Genomic DNA, 15,825 nt, shown 5'->3' on the forward strand with positions numbered 1-15,825 from the left:
AACAAGGGTAAAACGTCATGTCTTTTGAAGTATTAGAAAAACTGGAAGCGAAAATTCAAACTGCAGTCGACACCATTGCACTGCTGCAAATGGAAGTTGAAGAGCTCAAAGAAGAAAAGCAACAGCTGCAAAATGAAGCGCAAGAGCTGCGTGAAGCGCGTGAAGCACTTGAGCAACGTGCACAGCAAGTTCAGCAAGAGCATGCGGCATGGCAAGAGCGCATTCGTAGCCTGCTGGGCAAAATGGAAGACGTGGAATAATTTTCCTTATGAAAACGCCGACAGTGATGTCGGCGTTTTTGATCGAGGCTCGGAGTTTTCACTTAAGCTTGTGGGCGAACGCCTAAGGTGTGGCATAACGCGTAAGTCATTTCGGCACGATTTAGGGTGTAGAAGTGGAAATCCTTCACCCCTTCACGGCACAGCACGCGCACCATATCAATGGCTTGGCTTGCACCTACCAACTGGCGAGTCACTGGATCGTCTTCTAATCCTTCAAACTGCTTCACCATCCAATTCGGAACTTTGACGTTGTTTTGCGCAGCGAAGCGCGACGCTTGTTTAAAGTTAGAAACCGGCAGAATGCCAGGCACGATTTCTACGTCAATCCCAGCGGCCACACAGCGATCGCGAAAACGCAGGTAGCTTTCTACATCAAAGAAAAACTGCGTGATGGCACGATTCGCACCTGCATCGACTTTACGTTTTAAATTGAGCAGGTCCGCTTGCGCGCTTTTGGCTTCAGGGTGCACTTCAGGGAAGGCGGCCACGGAAATATCAAAATCGTGGCGTGATTTGAGCAGCGTCACTAGATCGGAGGCGTACATCTCTGGCTTACCACCGCCAGCCGGGATATCCCCACGCAGCGCCACAATATTCTGGATGCCGTTATGCCAGTAGTCATCGGCGATCTGGATCAGTTCATCACGAGTGGCATCGATACAAGTCAGGTGTGGCGCGGCAATTAAACCGGTTTGATCTTTGATCGCTTTAATGATCGAGTGAGTACGGTCACGCTCACCAGAGTTTGCACCATAAGTGACCGAAACAAATTTCGGTTGGAGTGTTTTCAGACGGTGTACCGATCCCCAAAGCGTTTCTTCCATTTGTGGTGAGCTGGGTGGAAAAAACTCAAACGAAACATTGATGTCGGAAAGCTCCGCAATGTTTTGGTTCAATGCATCGATATGGCTAGCGTGTGTGTATCCCATCTTGTACTCCCTGTGACCGAGTGTCACTGCCTGAATCTGAATTGACGTTTAGACGTCTATATGGCTGTAGAATGTCGTGAATGCGCTTTGATGTCAACCTCGCCATTATGAAGATTACTCATGTTGATCGTGAAGTCGATTCACGCTCGAAAATGTCATTCAGCGCTATGTATGGCTCTTGGTGAGAGAGATAGAACATGATGCTTTCTATACCCAAAAGTATAGAGGATGGGAGGGAAAGCTCGCCATTTCGACGAGCTTTGTTTTAAGGGGCAGAACGAGAGATTTAGAGTAGGCTCGCGAGCAGATTCAAATCCGACTGAATCGCGCCAGCGGTGACTTCACGTCCAGCGCCGGGACCTCGGATCACCAATGGATTATCGCGATACCATTTGCTCTCGATGGCAAAGATGTTGTCACACGGCAGTAAGTTAGCCAGTGGATGATCTTGCTCAAGCGCTTCTACACCCACGCTGGCTTTGCCATTTTTCTCTAGCCTTGCGACGTAGCGCAGCACCTTGCCTTGCTTCTGCGCACGGGCGAGGCGTTCGGCGAGCTGCTCGTTGAGCAGTTTGCTGTTATCGAGAAAATCATCCAGTGATACAGAGCGCAGCTCGGCAGGTACCAATGATTCCACTTTGACATTCTGCGGCTCAATCTCAAGGCCAGATTCACGCGCCAAGATCACCAATTTACGCATGACATCAGAACCGTCGAGATCGCAGCGCGGATCGGGCTCTGTTAAGCCTTGTTGCCATGCTAAATCCACCAGTTCACTGAATGGCAAGCTGCCGTCGTATTGCTGGAACAGCCATGAGAGTGTGCCGGAGAAAATCCCGGATAACGCCATGATGTCATCGCCGCTTTCACGTAGGTCACGCACCGTGTGGTTAATTGGTAAGCCCGCGCCTACCGTGGCGTTATACAGCCAGTGGCGGCCAATTTTGTGAAAGGCATCTTTAACTTGATAGTAATAATTCCCCGCAGCAGAGCCTGCCACTTTGTTGGCGGAAATCAGGTGCAAACCGTGTTCGGCAATATCGAGATACTGCTCAGCTAACTCTTCGCTGGCGGTGACATCAATCACGACGGCTTCATCGTACCCTTCTAATGCGCCGAGTTTTTTCAGCCAGCTTTGCTCTTGGTTGGGCAGTGCTTCATCTTGGAAATGCGTGGCCACTTGGTTTGGATTAATGCCTTGCTCATTAAACCAGTAGGTTTGGCTATCGACTACCGCAACCAACTCAAAATTCATGCCGTGGCGTTGTTCCAATTTCTCTTTTTGTTCGGCAAACAACTTGAGCCAGCTGGAGCCAATATTGCCTTTGCCACACAGCGCAATCGCGACGTGTTTTTGAGCTTGGAAGAGCTGTTTGTGAATGGCGTTAACCAATGAATGAATCGGCGTTTGACGCAGTACGGCAACCAAACTGAGGCTTGATTCTGACGCGCTGATAAACTCGACCGGTAAGGCATTCAGCTGTTGGTAGAAGCCATAACAGTGGTTCGGGTTTTTAGTGACGCCCGCACCGACCGCAGCAATCAGGTCATAGCCTTCTTTGAGTTTGATTTCCGCCTCGAACGCGGCATCTTGCAGCGCCGCAAACGCGCCAGGCGCAATTTCTGCTGTGTAGGCTAAACGCAAACGGTATTGGTCAGGTTGTGCTTCGTAAGTCAGCGGTTGCAGTTGCACGCGCTGCAAGTGCTGTAACACATCTTCTTGCACACGTTGGAAATCATGGTGATGAGCAAAGCTCAGCTCAATCAGCAGCACATCATCGAGCGAAGTAATGATTTTCGCGCCGCGACCAGAAGCCAGTACCCGTTCAATACGGGTAGAGCCCGATTCCGGTTGGTGGCTGCAACGTAAGTGAAGCTCCATGGTGCTCTGCGCGACAGGTTGGAGTGTACGGCTGTGCAGAACTGGCGCAGCTAAGCGTGCCAGCTCATTGGCTTCATCGAGTCTTAGCAGTGGCAGCAAACAGGCATCGCTGACAATGCGTGGATCGGCACTGTACACGCCAGCCACATCACTCCAAATGGTCACGCGTGAGACTTCAGCCAGTGCGCCAATCACGGTCGCAGAATAATCGGAACCGTTACGACCGAGCAGGACAGTATCGCCCTGTTCGTTTTGCGCCATAAAACCGGTGATCACCACGCGGCGCTGGGTATGTTGTGCCAACACGGCTTTCAGTAGTGGGTAAGAGCGCGCGCGATCGACTTCCGGCTGTGTGCCTGCTTCGGCACGTAAAAATGTTCGCGCATCTTGTGCGACCGCTGGTAAATCTTGCTGGTTCAGTAACGCGGCGAGCAGGCGTGCCGACCAGAGCTCACCATGTCCTAAAACCCAAGCGTATTGTGCGTTACTAAGAGGAGCTGTGAGCTCGCCTAACACGCTGATCTCTTGTTGCAGTTGGCTAAGTAGTGGTTCGGCTGCTTCGTTGCTGAGTAGCTTAGTAATCAATTCAGACTGATATTGGCGCAGCGCATGTAAGGTTTCATGGGCAACGCGACCATCTTTACTGAGTGCTTCGACAAAACTGATCAAACGGTTAGTGGTTTTGCCAGCCGCAGAAACCACCACCAGATCATCACTTTTGGAATAACTTTTAAGAATTTTCGCGACACGTTGATAACACTCAGGGTCGGCAAGGCTACTACCACCAAATTTATGCAATTGACGGGGATGGGTCATTTACAGATCTCCTTAATTCGCGGCAAGAGTGTGCAAAAAGGCTTGGTCAAGATCGGCAATCAGATCAGAGGCATCTTCAAGACCGACGGAAAGACGCAGCAACTGCTGGGAAATTCCCGCTTCAGCTAAGGCTTCTTCGCCCATTGCACGATGAGTCATAGACGCAGGATGGCAAATAAGACTTTCTACCCCGCCAAGTGACTCCGCCAGTGAAAACAGCGCCAACTTACCCACAAAGAATTTCAGCTGCTCAAAACTGCCGGCAAACTCGAAACTGAGCATAGCGCCAAAGCCAGATTGCTGTTTTTTGGCAATCTCATGCCCCGGATGGTCGGGCAGACTTGGATGATAAATTTTGCTAACCAAAGATTGAGTCTGCAGATAAGCCAAAATCTGTTGCGCACTCTCTTCATGCACGCGCATCCGCGCGCCCAGCGTGCGAATGCCACGCAAGGTCATGTAGCTATCAAATGGAGTGCCGGTTGACCCTAAACAGTTGCCCCACCAAGCCAACTCTTCGGCATGTTGCTTGTGTTTACAGATCAACACGCCGCCAATCACATCCGAGTGACCATTAATGTATTTGGTGGTGGAGTGCAGCACAAAATCCGCGCCTAAGGTGAGCGGTTTTTGGAATACCGGGGTTAAGAAGGTGTTATCGACTGCCACCAAAGTGCCTTGCGCTTTCGCTAACTGGCAAAGATGAGCAATATCCACCACACGCACTAAAGGGTTGGAGGGGGTTTCAATCAGCAACAGTTTGGGCTTGCGGGCTAAAGCTTGGGTGAGTGCGGCTGCGTTGGATTGATCCACAAACTGCACTTTGAAATCGCCTTTTTTAGCGCGAGTGTTGAGCAAGCGATAAGTGCCGCCATAGCAGTCATGCGGCGCGACAATCAGATCATCAGGGCCTAACAAGGCTGTGACCCATAAATTGATGGCAGAAGTGCCACAGTTGGTCACTACGGCACCTTCTCCACATTCAAGCTCATATAAGGTTTGTTCTAAAAGTCCTCGGTTTGGGTTGCCTGAACGGGTGTAATCGTATTTAGGTACTTCGCCAAACGCGGGAAAACCATAGTTGGTCGAAAGATAAATGGGGGGCACAACGGCATGGTATTGAGTGTCCGATTCAATACCGGTACGAACCGCAATGGTGGCTGGCTTGCGTGTGGTCATGGAGTTTCCTTGCTGGCTATTCTGTCCTAGAGGGCTTCATCATATACCTTTCCTGCTTTAAGCTGCAGTGTCGGTTGTCGTATCGCAACTTTCCCTAACTGGGGGATGAGGTTTATCCGTTGCCCATAAATTACTCGACACTTTACTGATGTTAAATAAAGACGTCAACACTTCTAGACGTCTACATGTCTTTGCTTATGGCGGTAAATCCCGCTAAAATTAGGGCCTTTGAAATTTCGATTCGAACCACAATAACGAAGGTGCGCAATGGCAGACTGGAATGGCGAATACATCAGCCCCTATGCAGAGCATGGGAAAAAGAGCGAGTTGGTAAAAAAAATCACGGTATCCATTCCGCTGAAAGTTCTCAAAGTGCTAACGGATGAGAGAACACGCCGTCAAGTCAATAACTTACGTCACGCAACCAACAGTGAATTGCTGTGCGAAGCCTTCTTGCATGCTTATACTGGCCAGCCGCTGCCGACGGACGAAGACCTACGTAAAGATCGCCCTGATGATATTCCTGCCGAAGCCAAACGTTTGATGACCGAAATGGGGATTGAGTTCGAATCTTACGATGAGTAACGATTGGCGTGAGTGATACGGGGTCATTGAACAAATCCTTGCTTATAAAAAAGCCCCTCATATAACTGAGGGGCTTTTTTATCGACTTTTTATCCAAATAAACAAGCAGATTAAGCCTGCATGTAGTTTTCTGGCATTGGGATACGAGCAACACCTGATTCCACTGCCGCTTCCGCGACGGCGCGTGCTACGCGTGGCAATAGGCGAGGGTCCATCGGTTTTGGAATGATGTAATCAATACCGAAACTGAGCTTATCCACTCCAGCAGCTGCCAGCACTTCGGCTGGCACAGGCTCTTTCGCCAGTTGGCGAATCGCCTCTACTGCAGCCAGTTTCATCTGGTCATTGATTTCACTCGCGCGCACATCGAGTGCTCCACGGAAAATGAACGGGAAACAGAGCACGTTGTTAACTTGGTTTGGATAGTCGCTGCGACCAGTCCCCATGATCATGTCGTTACGCACTTGATGAGCAATTTCTGGCTTGATTTCAGGATCTGGGTTGGAGCAGGCAAACACCACAGGCTTGTCGGCCATCAGCTTAAGGGCATCCGCTGGCAGCAAGTTAGGGCCAGAAACGCCGAGGAACAGATCCGCTCCCGCAATCACATCTTCCAACGTACGCTTGTCGGTGTTGTTGGCAAACAGTGCTTTGTATTCATTGAGATCATCACGGCGAGTGTGGATCACGCCTTTGCGATCCAGCATGTAGATTTTCTCACGCATTGCCCCGCATTTGATCAGTAGCTCCATACACGCCACTGCTGCGGCACCCGCACCAAGGCAGACGATAATACAGTCTTTCAGTTGTTTACCTTGCAACTCAAGCGCATTAAGCATACCAGCCGCGGTGACAATCGCAGTACCGTGTTGGTCATCGTGGAATACAGGGACATCACAACGCTCAATCAGGCGGCGCTCAATTTCAAAGCAGTCTGGGGCTTTGATATCTTCTAAGTTGATACCGCCGAAAGTATCAGCAATGTTAGCGACAGTATCGATAAATTCGTCGATCGTGCGGTGTTTTACTTCAATATCAATCGAATCCAATCCTGCGAAGCGTTTAAACAGCAGTGCCTTACCTTCCATGACAGGCTTAGAGGCCATCGGGCCTAAATTTCCCAATCCTAAAATTGCGGTGCCGTTAGAGATCACGGCCACCGTGTTGCCTTTCGCGGTGTACTTATACACATTGTCAACGTTTTGCGCGATTTCACGCACTGGCTCAGCTACACCTGGGCTATAAGCCAGAGCGAGATCGGCAGCAGAATCGGCTGGCTTGGTCAGTGCAATACCAATTTTGCCCGCGGTTGGGTAAGCATGGTAATCCAGAGCGCGTTGGCGAAATTGTTCTTCAGGTGTTGGGTTGAGGCGATTGTCATCGGACATAGGGCTGTTCTCTTATTGTTATTTATGGGGGAGGTCGCAAATTTTAAAGTAACTATTGCAAACTGCCTAGGTTAGACACTGAGCAAAGCGTACAAAAAAAGCGAAGATCTTGCTGATAAGACCAGTGAAAATGTGAATCGCGGAGAAGAAATAGCCAGAATATGCCAATTCAAAGGGTTTTATATGCAGATAAGTGAGTGTCCAATTCATTCTAGCTGAAAGCGAGATGAGATAGTGGTGGCGGGGCTTAAGCTATGAAAAAAGGACGCCGAAGCGTCCTTTTTCAAAATCTAGCGTAAAGCAGAAATTACTTCTTCGCAGACAGTGCGCCGAAACGCTTGTTGAAGCGCTCAACACGACCACCGGTGTCAACGATACGTTGCTTACCAGAGTAGAATGGGTGGCACTTGTCACATACGTCTAGGTGCATTGTGTCTTTACCTAGAGTAGAGTTGAAAACGAAAGAGTTGCCGCAAGAACAAGTTGCGTTTACTGCTTTGTATTCTGGGTGGATACCAGCTTTCATGGGATAACCTCAATTTAGGCCGTGTCGCCATCCGAATCGATTGTCGTCGGACACCACACGTAGTGTTAAAAATAACGAGTTTGCATATCCAGAGAGGTCAACCCTCTAGGATGCCGTAAGGCGCGATATATTAATGAATCTCGAGTTTCGGATCAACCGATCGCGCCGATTATTTCACCAAAAGCGCGGGTCGAATTTCTGTCAAGCTTCCAGTAGACTGTGATCCGTTTGATTTTTCCCTGTTTTGGACCCTGATGCGACCCTCCATTGCCCGAGTTTGCCTACCTGTACCTCTGGATAAGTCTTTCGACTATCTGATCCCAGCTCATCTATTTCCAGTGCTGGGCGGTCGTGTGCAAGTGCCTTTTGGGCGACAAACCTTGGTCGGTATTGTCCAGTCGCTGACACATCAATCCGATTTTCCTATCGAACAACTGAAATCCGTGCAAGCCGTTTTGGATGACGCGCCCGTGTGGCCAGATAAACTGCAGTCTCTGCTGCACTGGTGTAGCCAGTTTTATCATTATCCGCTCGGTGAAACGTACGCGAATGCCTTGCCCGGCGCACTGCGCAAAGGCAAAGCGGCAGAGCTGACTAGCCATAAAGAGTGGCGTTTGACCGCGCTTGGTCAAGAGCAACTGATGCAAGGGGTGAAGCGTGGCGCGGTAAAACAAGCGCAAGTTCTCCATTTGTTGCAGCACGGCGCTTTATCGCACCAAACTTTGCTTGATGAAGAGGTGAGCAGCACGACCCTCAAAGCCTTGGTCGAAAAAGGGTGGATTGAGTGTGAAGAGCGTAAACCTGTGGCGCGTCCTTGGCCGCAAGAGCTGGAAGCTAAAGTCGATAAACCTAGGCTTAATCAAGAGCAGGCGATCGCGATTGCGGCGGTGAATAGCCAGCAAGGTTTCGGCTGCTTTTTATTAGAAGGGGTAACGGGCTCAGGCAAAACAGAGGTGTATCTTAACCTCATCACACCGGTATTGGCGCGTGGTGAACAAGCCTTGGTGTTGGTGCCGGAAATTGGTTTAACCCCACAAACCATCAACCGGTTTCGCCAACGTTTTAATGTCCCCGTCGAAGTCATGCACTCGGCGCTCAACGATACTGAACGCCTCAACGCTTGGCTGGCGGCGCGCGATAAAGTGGCGGGGATTGTGATTGGTACGCGCTCGGCGCTGCTCACACCCTTTGCCAAATTGGGCATTATTATTGTTGATGAAGAACATGATAGTTCTTACAAGCAGCAAGATAGCCTGCGTTATCACGCCCGCGATGTGGCTGTGATGCGCGCGCATCTGGAGAATATTCCGATTGTGCTTGGCTCGGCGACGCCAGCCTTGGAAACGTTGCATAATGCGCTCAGTGGTAAATACCATCACTTGCAACTGACGCAGCGTGCTGGTAATGCACTACCCACACGTAACCACGCGTTGGATGTGAAAGGGCTCTATCTGGAAAGTGGTCTGTCTGCGCCTTTGATTGCGGAAATGCGCCGCCATTTGTCGGCGGGCAATCAGGTGATGCTGTTTTTAAACCGCCGCGGTTTTTCTCCGGCCTTGATGTGCCATGAATGCGGCTGGATTGCGGAGTGCCAGCGCTGTGATGCCTATTACACCTACCATCAACACAGCAATGAGATGCGCTGCCACCATTGTGGTTCACAGCGTCCTGTTCTCCATCAATGCAAAGGGTGCGGCTCGACTCAACTGGTTACTGTCGGCGTTGGTACGGAACAGCTTGAAGCGCAATTACACACTCTATTCCCTGAGTATCGTTCAGTGCGGATTGATCGAGATAGCACGCGGCGTAAAGGCAGTTTGGAATCGGCGTTAACCGCGATTCGCAAAGGCGAATATCAGATTTTGATTGGTACGCAAATGCTCGCCAAAGGACATCACTTCCCCGATGTTACCTTGGTCGCGTTGTTGGATGTCGATGGCTCATTGTACAGCAGTGATTTTCGCGCTTCTGAGCGTTTGGCTCAGCTCTTTATTCAAGTCGCAGGGCGGGCAGGGCGTGCCAGCAAGCCGGGCGAAGTGGTGCTACAAACGCATCATCCCGAACACAGTTTGCTACAAGCCTTGCTGCATAAGGATTACCACCATTTTGCCCTGACGGCGTTGGAAGAGCGTAAGCTGGCGCAGTTGCCCCCTTATTCTTTCTTGAGCTTATTTCGAGCTGAAGCCAATCACACCGCTCAAGTGGAAGATTTTTTGCGTCAAGTGCGCGAAACCTTGCGCTGCAATCCTTGGTTTGATAGCGAATGTATGGTGCTCGGGCCAACGCCTGCGCCACTCGCGAAACGAGCGGGAAAATTCCGTTGGCAGCTTTTACTACAAACGCCGAATCGCACCCTGATGCAGAAGATTTTGCAAAGCGCACGTCCAGCACTGCAACAATTACCGCTGGCGAGCAAGGTGCGCTGGTCGATCGATATTGATCCGCAAGATTTGAGCTAATTCACATCGCGTTTTATAACGCTGATGTGTGTTAATTTTGTCAGCAAATTAATGCTTATTATCGTGATGAAAATCACAGTGACTATGCAAAATTTGTTAATCTCGCCGTAACTTTCTGTTCTGAATCCCTTAGACTATCGGTAAAATCCACTCAGTGAATCGTTTTCGTTAAGCCCAACGTCATGGTTATGGCCATGATTTCTAGCATGAACAAGATTTACTGATTGCAGGTTAAGTCTTACAAGATCAGTCATCATGAGTGTGATGCTCAACATCACTCGATAGAGAAAAGAGGGTAAAAATACATGGCGACAATGAAGGATGTTGCCCAGCTTGCTGGAGTTTCAACCGCGACCGTGTCTCGTGCGTTGATGAATCCAGAGAAAGTCTCGTCGTCCACTCGTAAACGAGTGGAAGAGGCCGTGCTGGAAGCGGGTTACTCACCCAATTCTTTGGCGCGCAATTTGCGCCGTAATGAATCGAAAACCATCGTTGCTATCGTGCCAGATATCTGTGATCCCTACTTTTCTGAGATCATTCGCGGTATTGAAGATGCCGCGATGGAGCACGGTTATCTGGTGCTGTTGGGGGATAGTGGTCAACAGAAGCGTCGGGAGAACTCGTTCGTTAATCTGGTGTTTACCAAACAGGCAGACGGTATGTTGCTGCTGGGGACAGATTTGCCGTTTGATGTGAGTAAACCTGAGCAGAAAAACCTACCGCCTATGGTGATGGCGTGTGAATTTGCGCCAGAGCTGGAATTGCCAACGGTACACATTGATAACCTGACCTCGGCATTTGAGGCGGTAAACTATCTCACTCAGCTTGGGCACAAACGGATTGCGCAGATCTCAGGTCCACAACATGCTGCGCTGTGCCAATTCCGTCATCAAGGCTATCAACAGGCGTTGCGTCGTGCTGGCATCACCATGAACCCGACTTACTGCACTTTTGGCGATTTCACTTTTGAAGCCGGGGCAAAAGCGGTGCGTCAGCTGTTGGCATTGCCTGAGCAGCCGACCGCGATTTTCTGTCATAACGATACGATGGCGATTGGCGCAATTCAGGAAGCGAAGCGACTTGGCTTGCGCGTACCGCAAGATCTCTCTGTGGTCGGTTTTGACGATATTCAGTTTGCCCAGTACTGCGATCCCCCATTAACCACCATTTCGCAGCCGCGTTATGAGATTGGCCGTCAAGCCATGCTGATGATGCTTGAGCTGCTTCGCGGACACGATGTACGTGCTGGATCGCGTCTTTTGGAGACCAAGCTGGTCGTGCGTGAGAGTGCTGCGCCGCCAAGCAAGAAGTAACCCACCTTCGAAACCGAGTTTCATGCTTGAAAGGTTTGAACTCGGTTCCTTTTTTCGTTCCTGTCGCAGCGCTGAGATCGGCGATAAGGCCAGTTGTTTGGGCGTAACTCTGTTATCTGGCAGCGATCTGCATTAACATGTGGACAATTTTGTTAATTTCCGAACAACAACGTGGCTAATAGAGATTATGTAAGAGGCGGTCGTAGTCCGAAGAAGCCGACCCGTAGAAAAGCAGCGCCGCGCCGTAAACCATGGCGTAGTGGTTTAGTCGCTTTAGTACTCATCGCGGGCTTTGGTTATGGCTTGTATTTGCTCAGCAACGACCCGGAACCTAAAGTCAACACTCAGGTGTCGACGTCATCATCGACATCGAGCAGTAAACCTAAGCCGACAGAAACGCTACCGCCCCCGCCAACGGAAAAGTGGGACTACGTAGACACCTTGCCCAATCGCGAAATTGAAGTCGTGGCCAAAGAGCAGGAAGTGTCGGATATCCCTTACGTGATGCAGTGTGGTGCGTATAAAACCGCAGAACAAGCCGAAGCGCGTAAGCTGGATATCGCTTTCCAAGGCATCAGCAGCCATATCCGTAAGAAAGCGGACAGCAGTTGGTATCGTGTCGTCCTCGGACCTTACAAATTTAAGCGCGATGCTGAGCGCGATAAGCACAAACTGCAACGCGCAAAAATCGAGCCCTGCGCTATCTGGGCTGAAAAGCAGTAAGCGACTCCCCAAAAGCCTGATGTTGATCAGGCTTTTTTGTTGGCATTCGGTCAACTTCTCTCGCTTGGCTTGAAATTGTTTTCCGGTAGCCGCATATAAGCGGGTAACTCTCCGATAAAAATTAAAGAGGCCTCTTGTGACTACTATCGTATCAGTGCGTCGTAATAATAAAGTTGTCATCGCTGGTGACGGGCAGGTATCGCTAGGCAATACCGTGATGAAAGGCAATGCACGTAAAGTGCGCCGCCTTTATAACAACAAGGTACTGGCAGGCTTTGCTGGTGGAACCGCTGATGCATTTACCCTGTTTGAGCGCTTTGAAAGTAAGTTGCAGATGCACCAAGGTCACCTGACCAAAGCGGCGGTTGAGCTAGCCAAAGATTGGCGAAGCGATCGCGCGCTGCGCCGTTTGGAAGCCATTTTGGCGGTCGCCGATGAAACCGCATCGCTGATCATTACCGGTAATGGTGATGTGCTGCAGCCTGAACACGATCTGATTGCGATCGGTTCTGGTGGCAACTATGCACAAGCGGCTGCTATTGCTCTGTTAGAAAACACCGAGCTTGATGCACGCACGATCGCCGAAAAAGCCTTAAATATCGCGGGCGATATCTGCGTGTTTACTAACCACCATCACACTATCGAAGAACTCGAAATTCCGCAGGCGATGTTGCCACAAGGCGCATCTGCGTAGATCAATAAGTCTCCGGCAAATAACCACAAGATAGTGCCCGAAAAGCTGAGTGAAGGATTTGAATCATGTCTGAAATGACTCCCCGCGAAATAGTGAGCGAGCTCAATCGCCACATCATAGGTCAAGATAAAGCCAAACGTGCCGTAGCGATTGCACTGCGTAACCGTTGGCGTCGTATGCAGCTTGAAGAGAGCTTGCGTGTTGAAGTGACCCCGAAAAATATTCTGATGATTGGCCCAACCGGTGTCGGCAAAACTGAAATTGCTCGCCGTTTAGCCAAGCTTGCGAACGCGCCTTTCATCAAGGTTGAAGCGACCAAATTCACCGAAGTGGGCTATGTCGGTAAGGAAGTGGAATCGATCATCCGCGATCTGACTGATGTTGCGGTGAAGCTGACGCATCAGCAAGCGATGGAGAAAGTAAAATTCCGCGCTGAAGAGTTAGCGGAAGAGCGCGTATTGGATGCGCTGCTGCCTCCACCACGCGATGCGTGGGGACAAGCAGAGCAAAAAGAGGAGAACTCCAGCACCCGCCAAGTATTTCGTAAAAAGTTGCGTGAAGGGCAACTGAACGACAAAGAGATTGAAATTAACGTCGCTGTACCGCAGATGGGCGTGGAAATCATGGCACCTCCAGGCATGGAAGAGATGACCAACCAACTGCAGGGACTGTTCCAAAACCTCGCGGGCGACACCAAGAAAAAGCGCAAAATGAAGATTAAAGATGCGCTGAAAGCCTTGGTGGAAGAAGAAGCCGCTAAGCTAGTCAATCAAGAAGAGCTGAAAGAGCAGGCGATTTACAATGTCGAAAATAACGGCATCGTGTTTATCGATGAAATCGACAAAATCTGTAAGCGTGGAGAAGTCTCGGGTCCCGATGTTTCTCGTGAAGGGGTGCAGCGCGATCTGCTGCCTTTGATTGAAGGCAGTACGGTATCCACCAAGCATGGCATGGTGCGAACGGATCACATCCTGTTTATTGCCTCAGGCGCGTTCCAAGTAGCAAAACCGTCAGATTTGATCCCAGAGCTGCAAGGCCGTTTGCCCATCCGTGTTGAGTTGGAAGCCCTGTCGAGCAACGACTTCAAACGCATTCTGACTGAGCCGAAAGCATCACTCACCGAGCAATATGTTGCGCTGATGAAAACCGAACAGGTGGATGTGCAGTTTACCGAAGATGGTATCAAGCAGATTGCGGATGCGGCATGGCAAGTTAACGAAACCACCGAAAATATTGGTGCGCGACGTCTGCATACTGTGCTGGAGCGTTTAATGGATGAAATCTCCTTTGATGCAACAGAAAAAGCCGGCCAAGCCTTCGTGATCGATGCTGCTTACGTGAAAGCGCGTTTGGGTGAGCTGGTCGAAGACGAAGATCTCAGCCGTTTCATTCTCTAGACTGCTTAATTTTTGAAGTGAAAGCCCACCCGAATTTGGTGGGCTTTTTTATCTGGGTGATTTGCGCGTATACTGACGCCATGTTGATCGTACTCTCATTATCATGAATAACTCTGTGCAAATTTGGTTGGATGCCGCGCGTCCGAAAACCTTGCCTCTGGCGCTGATCTCCATTTTAACCGGGAGTGCATTAGCCTTCTCTGCGGGAAATTTTCACTGGCTGATCGCGGTGTTAGCTCTGCTGACCGCGACTTTGCTGCAAATTCTGTCCAATCTTGCCAATGATTATGGCGATGCGGTGAAAGGCACCGACAACCATGCTCGTTTAGGACCGATGCGCGCCATTCAATCGGGGGCGGTGAGCTTAAGTGATATGAAACGCGCCATGGCGATCAATGTTATTCTGACCATGGTGTCAGGCTTGGCATTGGTGCTGTATGCCTTTGATAACCTGCAAAATATCTTGATATTTATTGGCTTAGGCGTATTGGCGATTTTAGCGGCGATTGCTTATACCGTCGGGAATAAACCTTATGGCTATGTCGGGCTTGGCGATCTATCGGTATTCCTATTTTTTGGCTTGCTTGGCGTCTCCGGCAGTTTTTTCTTACACACTGGCTATATCGAATGGAGCTTGTTATTACCGTCTTTAGGCTGCGGTTTACTGGCGGTGGCGGTACTGAATGTCAACAATATGCGCGATATTGAAAACGATGCGCAGTGTGGCAAACGCACTGTGGCGGTGCGCTTGGGACAAGTGCGTGCGAAGCAGTATCACTTTGCTTTGTTGTTTGGTGCCGTTGCCGCGTTTGCAGGTTACCTCGTTTTACAAGACAAACCACTGTGGATCAGCTTGCCCTTTTTGCTCTGTTTGTCGGTGGTGACTCGTCACGGTCGAGCCGTCTGGTTTACCGAGCAACCCGCGCAAATTGCCCCCATGATGCCCGTGGTGGTGAAAACGTCGGTGATCACCAACCTTTTGTTTGTTGGAGTGATCATTGCCCAAACTCTGACAAGTTAATTTGCACTCTGTCATTGCAATGACTCAATCACTCTATATACTCGTTGGAAGACTTTCGCTAAGAGAACAAAGCTATGGAATACAATACTTCTGCGCTGTGTGATATCTATCTCGACCAAGTCGATGTCGTGGAGCCTATGTTCAGCAACTTTGGTGGCTGTGCTTCGTTTGCCGGTCAAATCACCACGATTAAGTGCTATGAAGATAATGGCTTGATCCGTGAAACCCTTGAGCAAGATGGTCTTGGCCGTATTTTGCTGATTGACGGTGGCGGCTCGCTGCGCCGTGCATTAATTGATGCAGAATTGGCGGCTCTAGCGGAAGAAAATGAGTGGGAAGGCATTGTGGTGTATGGCAGTGTCCGTGAAGTGGATGAATTGGAAGAGATGAGCATCGGTATTCAGGCGATTGCTTCTATTCCTGTCGGCGCAACCTCGCAAGGCATCGGTGAAGTGGACATTCCAGTCAACTTTGGCGGCGTCACCTTCCTACCAGAAGATTATCTGTATGCCGACAATACTGGCATCATCATCTCGCAAGAGCCGCTGAGCGCGGATCTGGGCGAAGAAGAGGAAGATGAGTTGCTGTAAGCGAGCTCTCGCACTCTAAGAATTGAAAAAGCCGATGTCGTT

14 protein-coding genes are annotated in these 15,825 nt (G+C 50.0%); 9 read left to right on the top strand and 5 right to left on the bottom strand.

Annotation, left to right across the window (positions count from 1 at the left end):
* Positions 1-17: 17 nt before the first annotated feature.
* The gene (zapB, locus tag T411_RS0108080; protein WP_000007388.1) at positions 18-260 is read left to right on the top strand and encodes a cell division protein ZapB; all 243 of its coding nucleotides are present in this window, start codon (positions 18-20) and stop codon (positions 258-260) included.
* Positions 261-322: 62 nt separating this feature from the next.
* Here zapB and metF read toward each other — a convergent pair whose 3' ends face one another.
* The 3 genes from metF to T411_RS0108100 all read right to left on the bottom strand — a co-directional run bounded on the left by metF (position 323) and on the right by T411_RS0108100 (position 5,087).
* Entirely contained in the window at positions 323-1,210 is an 888-nt protein-coding gene (metF, locus tag T411_RS0108085; RefSeq protein WP_000542395.1) for a methylenetetrahydrofolate reductase, read from the bottom strand.
* 286 nt (positions 1,211-1,496) lie between these two features.
* A complete protein-coding gene (locus tag T411_RS0108095; RefSeq protein ID WP_000149570.1) occupies positions 1,497-3,908 on the bottom strand; it encodes a bifunctional aspartate kinase/homoserine dehydrogenase II in 2,412 nt (803 codons plus the stop codon).
* A 12-nt stretch (positions 3,909-3,920) separates the two neighbouring features.
* Complete coding sequence (locus tag T411_RS0108100; protein WP_000213241.1) at positions 3,921-5,087, bottom strand: O-succinylhomoserine (thiol)-lyase; 1,167 nt, start codon at positions 5,085-5,087, stop codon at positions 3,921-3,923.
* A 267-nt stretch (positions 5,088-5,354) separates the two neighbouring features.
* Between T411_RS0108100 and metJ the strand changes: the two genes are divergently transcribed.
* Complete coding sequence (metJ, locus tag T411_RS0108105; RefSeq protein WP_000796267.1) at positions 5,355-5,672, top strand: met regulon transcriptional regulator MetJ; 318 nt, start codon at positions 5,355-5,357, stop codon at positions 5,670-5,672.
* Between the two features lie 110 nt (positions 5,673-5,782).
* On the opposite strand, the gene T411_RS0108110 is transcribed toward metJ, so the two are convergent.
* Positions 5,783-7,060, bottom strand: coding sequence for a malic enzyme-like NAD(P)-binding protein (locus tag T411_RS0108110; protein ID WP_001278588.1), 1,278 nt, complete (start codon positions 7,058-7,060; stop codon positions 5,783-5,785).
* 307 nt (positions 7,061-7,367) lie between these two features.
* The gene (gene rpmE, locus T411_RS0108115) at positions 7,368-7,586 is read right to left on the bottom strand and encodes a 50S ribosomal protein L31 (protein ID WP_000643446.1); all 219 of its coding nucleotides are present in this window, start codon (positions 7,584-7,586) and stop codon (positions 7,368-7,370) included.
* 254 nt (positions 7,587-7,840) lie between these two features.
* On the opposite strand from rpmE, the gene priA reads away from it, so the two are divergent.
* The 7 genes from priA to rraA all read left to right on the top strand — a co-directional run bounded on the left by priA (position 7,841) and on the right by rraA (position 15,783).
* Positions 7,841-10,045, top strand: a complete 2,205-nt coding sequence (priA, locus tag T411_RS0108120; protein ID WP_001247858.1) for a primosomal protein N' — start codon at positions 7,841-7,843, stop codon at positions 10,043-10,045.
* 305 nt (positions 10,046-10,350) lie between these two features.
* On the top strand, positions 10,351-11,358 hold the full coding sequence (cytR, locus tag T411_RS0108125; RefSeq protein WP_000224452.1) for a DNA-binding transcriptional regulator CytR: 1,008 nt from the start codon (positions 10,351-10,353) through the stop codon (positions 11,356-11,358).
* Positions 11,359-11,529: 171 nt separating this feature from the next.
* Positions 11,530-12,081: an SPOR domain-containing protein gene (locus T411_RS0108130; RefSeq protein ID WP_001884022.1), complete on the top strand. Its 552-nt coding sequence runs from the start codon at positions 11,530-11,532 to the stop codon at positions 12,079-12,081.
* Between the two features lie 136 nt (positions 12,082-12,217).
* Positions 12,218-12,775 carry an ATP-dependent protease subunit HslV gene (gene hslV / locus T411_RS0108135; protein WP_000208249.1) on the top strand — a complete coding sequence of 186 codons (558 nt, stop codon included), beginning with the start codon at positions 12,218-12,220 and terminating at the stop codon, positions 12,773-12,775.
* A gap of 65 nt (positions 12,776-12,840) precedes the next feature.
* Positions 12,841-14,172 carry an ATP-dependent protease ATPase subunit HslU gene (gene hslU / locus T411_RS0108140; protein ID WP_001293366.1) on the top strand — a complete coding sequence of 444 codons (1,332 nt, stop codon included), beginning with the start codon at positions 12,841-12,843 and terminating at the stop codon, positions 14,170-14,172.
* A gap of 103 nt (positions 14,173-14,275) precedes the next feature.
* Positions 14,276-15,193 (top strand): 1,4-dihydroxy-2-naphthoate polyprenyltransferase, encoded by a 918-nt coding sequence (locus T411_RS0108145; protein ID WP_001066162.1) that lies wholly within the window; start codon positions 14,276-14,278, stop codon positions 15,191-15,193.
* Between the two features lie 74 nt (positions 15,194-15,267).
* Positions 15,268-15,783 (top strand): ribonuclease E activity regulator RraA, encoded by a 516-nt coding sequence (gene rraA, locus T411_RS0108150; protein ID WP_000456236.1) that lies wholly within the window; start codon positions 15,268-15,270, stop codon positions 15,781-15,783.
* The last annotated feature ends 42 nt before the right edge of the window (positions 15,784-15,825 follow it).

The sequence above is a fragment of the Vibrio cholerae ATCC 14035 genome (assembly GCF_000621645.1).
Lineage (GTDB): Bacteria > Pseudomonadota > Gammaproteobacteria > Enterobacterales > Vibrionaceae > Vibrio > Vibrio cholerae.

Coding starts and splice junctions, on each gene's coding strand:
- zapB (WP_000007388.1), top strand. CDS start 18: ATGTCTTTTGAAGTATTAGAAAAACTGGAAGCGAAAATTCAAACTGCA.
- metF (WP_000542395.1), bottom strand. CDS start 1,210: ATGGGATACACACACGCTAGCCATATCGATGCATTGAACCAAAACATT.
- T411_RS0108095 (WP_000149570.1), bottom strand. CDS start 3,908: ATGACCCATCCCCGTCAATTGCATAAATTTGGTGGTAGTAGCCTTGCC.
- T411_RS0108100 (WP_000213241.1), bottom strand. CDS start 5,087: ATGACCACACGCAAGCCAGCCACCATTGCGGTTCGTACCGGTATTGAA.
- metJ (WP_000796267.1), top strand. CDS start 5,355: ATGGCAGACTGGAATGGCGAATACATCAGCCCCTATGCAGAGCATGGG.
- T411_RS0108110 (WP_001278588.1), bottom strand. CDS start 7,060: ATGTCCGATGACAATCGCCTCAACCCAACACCTGAAGAACAATTTCGC.
- rpmE (WP_000643446.1), bottom strand. CDS start 7,586: ATGAAAGCTGGTATCCACCCAGAATACAAAGCAGTAAACGCAACTTGT.
- priA (WP_001247858.1), top strand. CDS start 7,841: ATGCGACCCTCCATTGCCCGAGTTTGCCTACCTGTACCTCTGGATAAG.
- cytR (WP_000224452.1), top strand. CDS start 10,351: ATGGCGACAATGAAGGATGTTGCCCAGCTTGCTGGAGTTTCAACCGCG.
- hslU (WP_001293366.1), top strand. CDS start 12,841: ATGTCTGAAATGACTCCCCGCGAAATAGTGAGCGAGCTCAATCGCCAC.
- T411_RS0108145 (WP_001066162.1), top strand. CDS start 14,276: ATGAATAACTCTGTGCAAATTTGGTTGGATGCCGCGCGTCCGAAAACC.
- rraA (WP_000456236.1), top strand. CDS start 15,268: ATGGAATACAATACTTCTGCGCTGTGTGATATCTATCTCGACCAAGTC.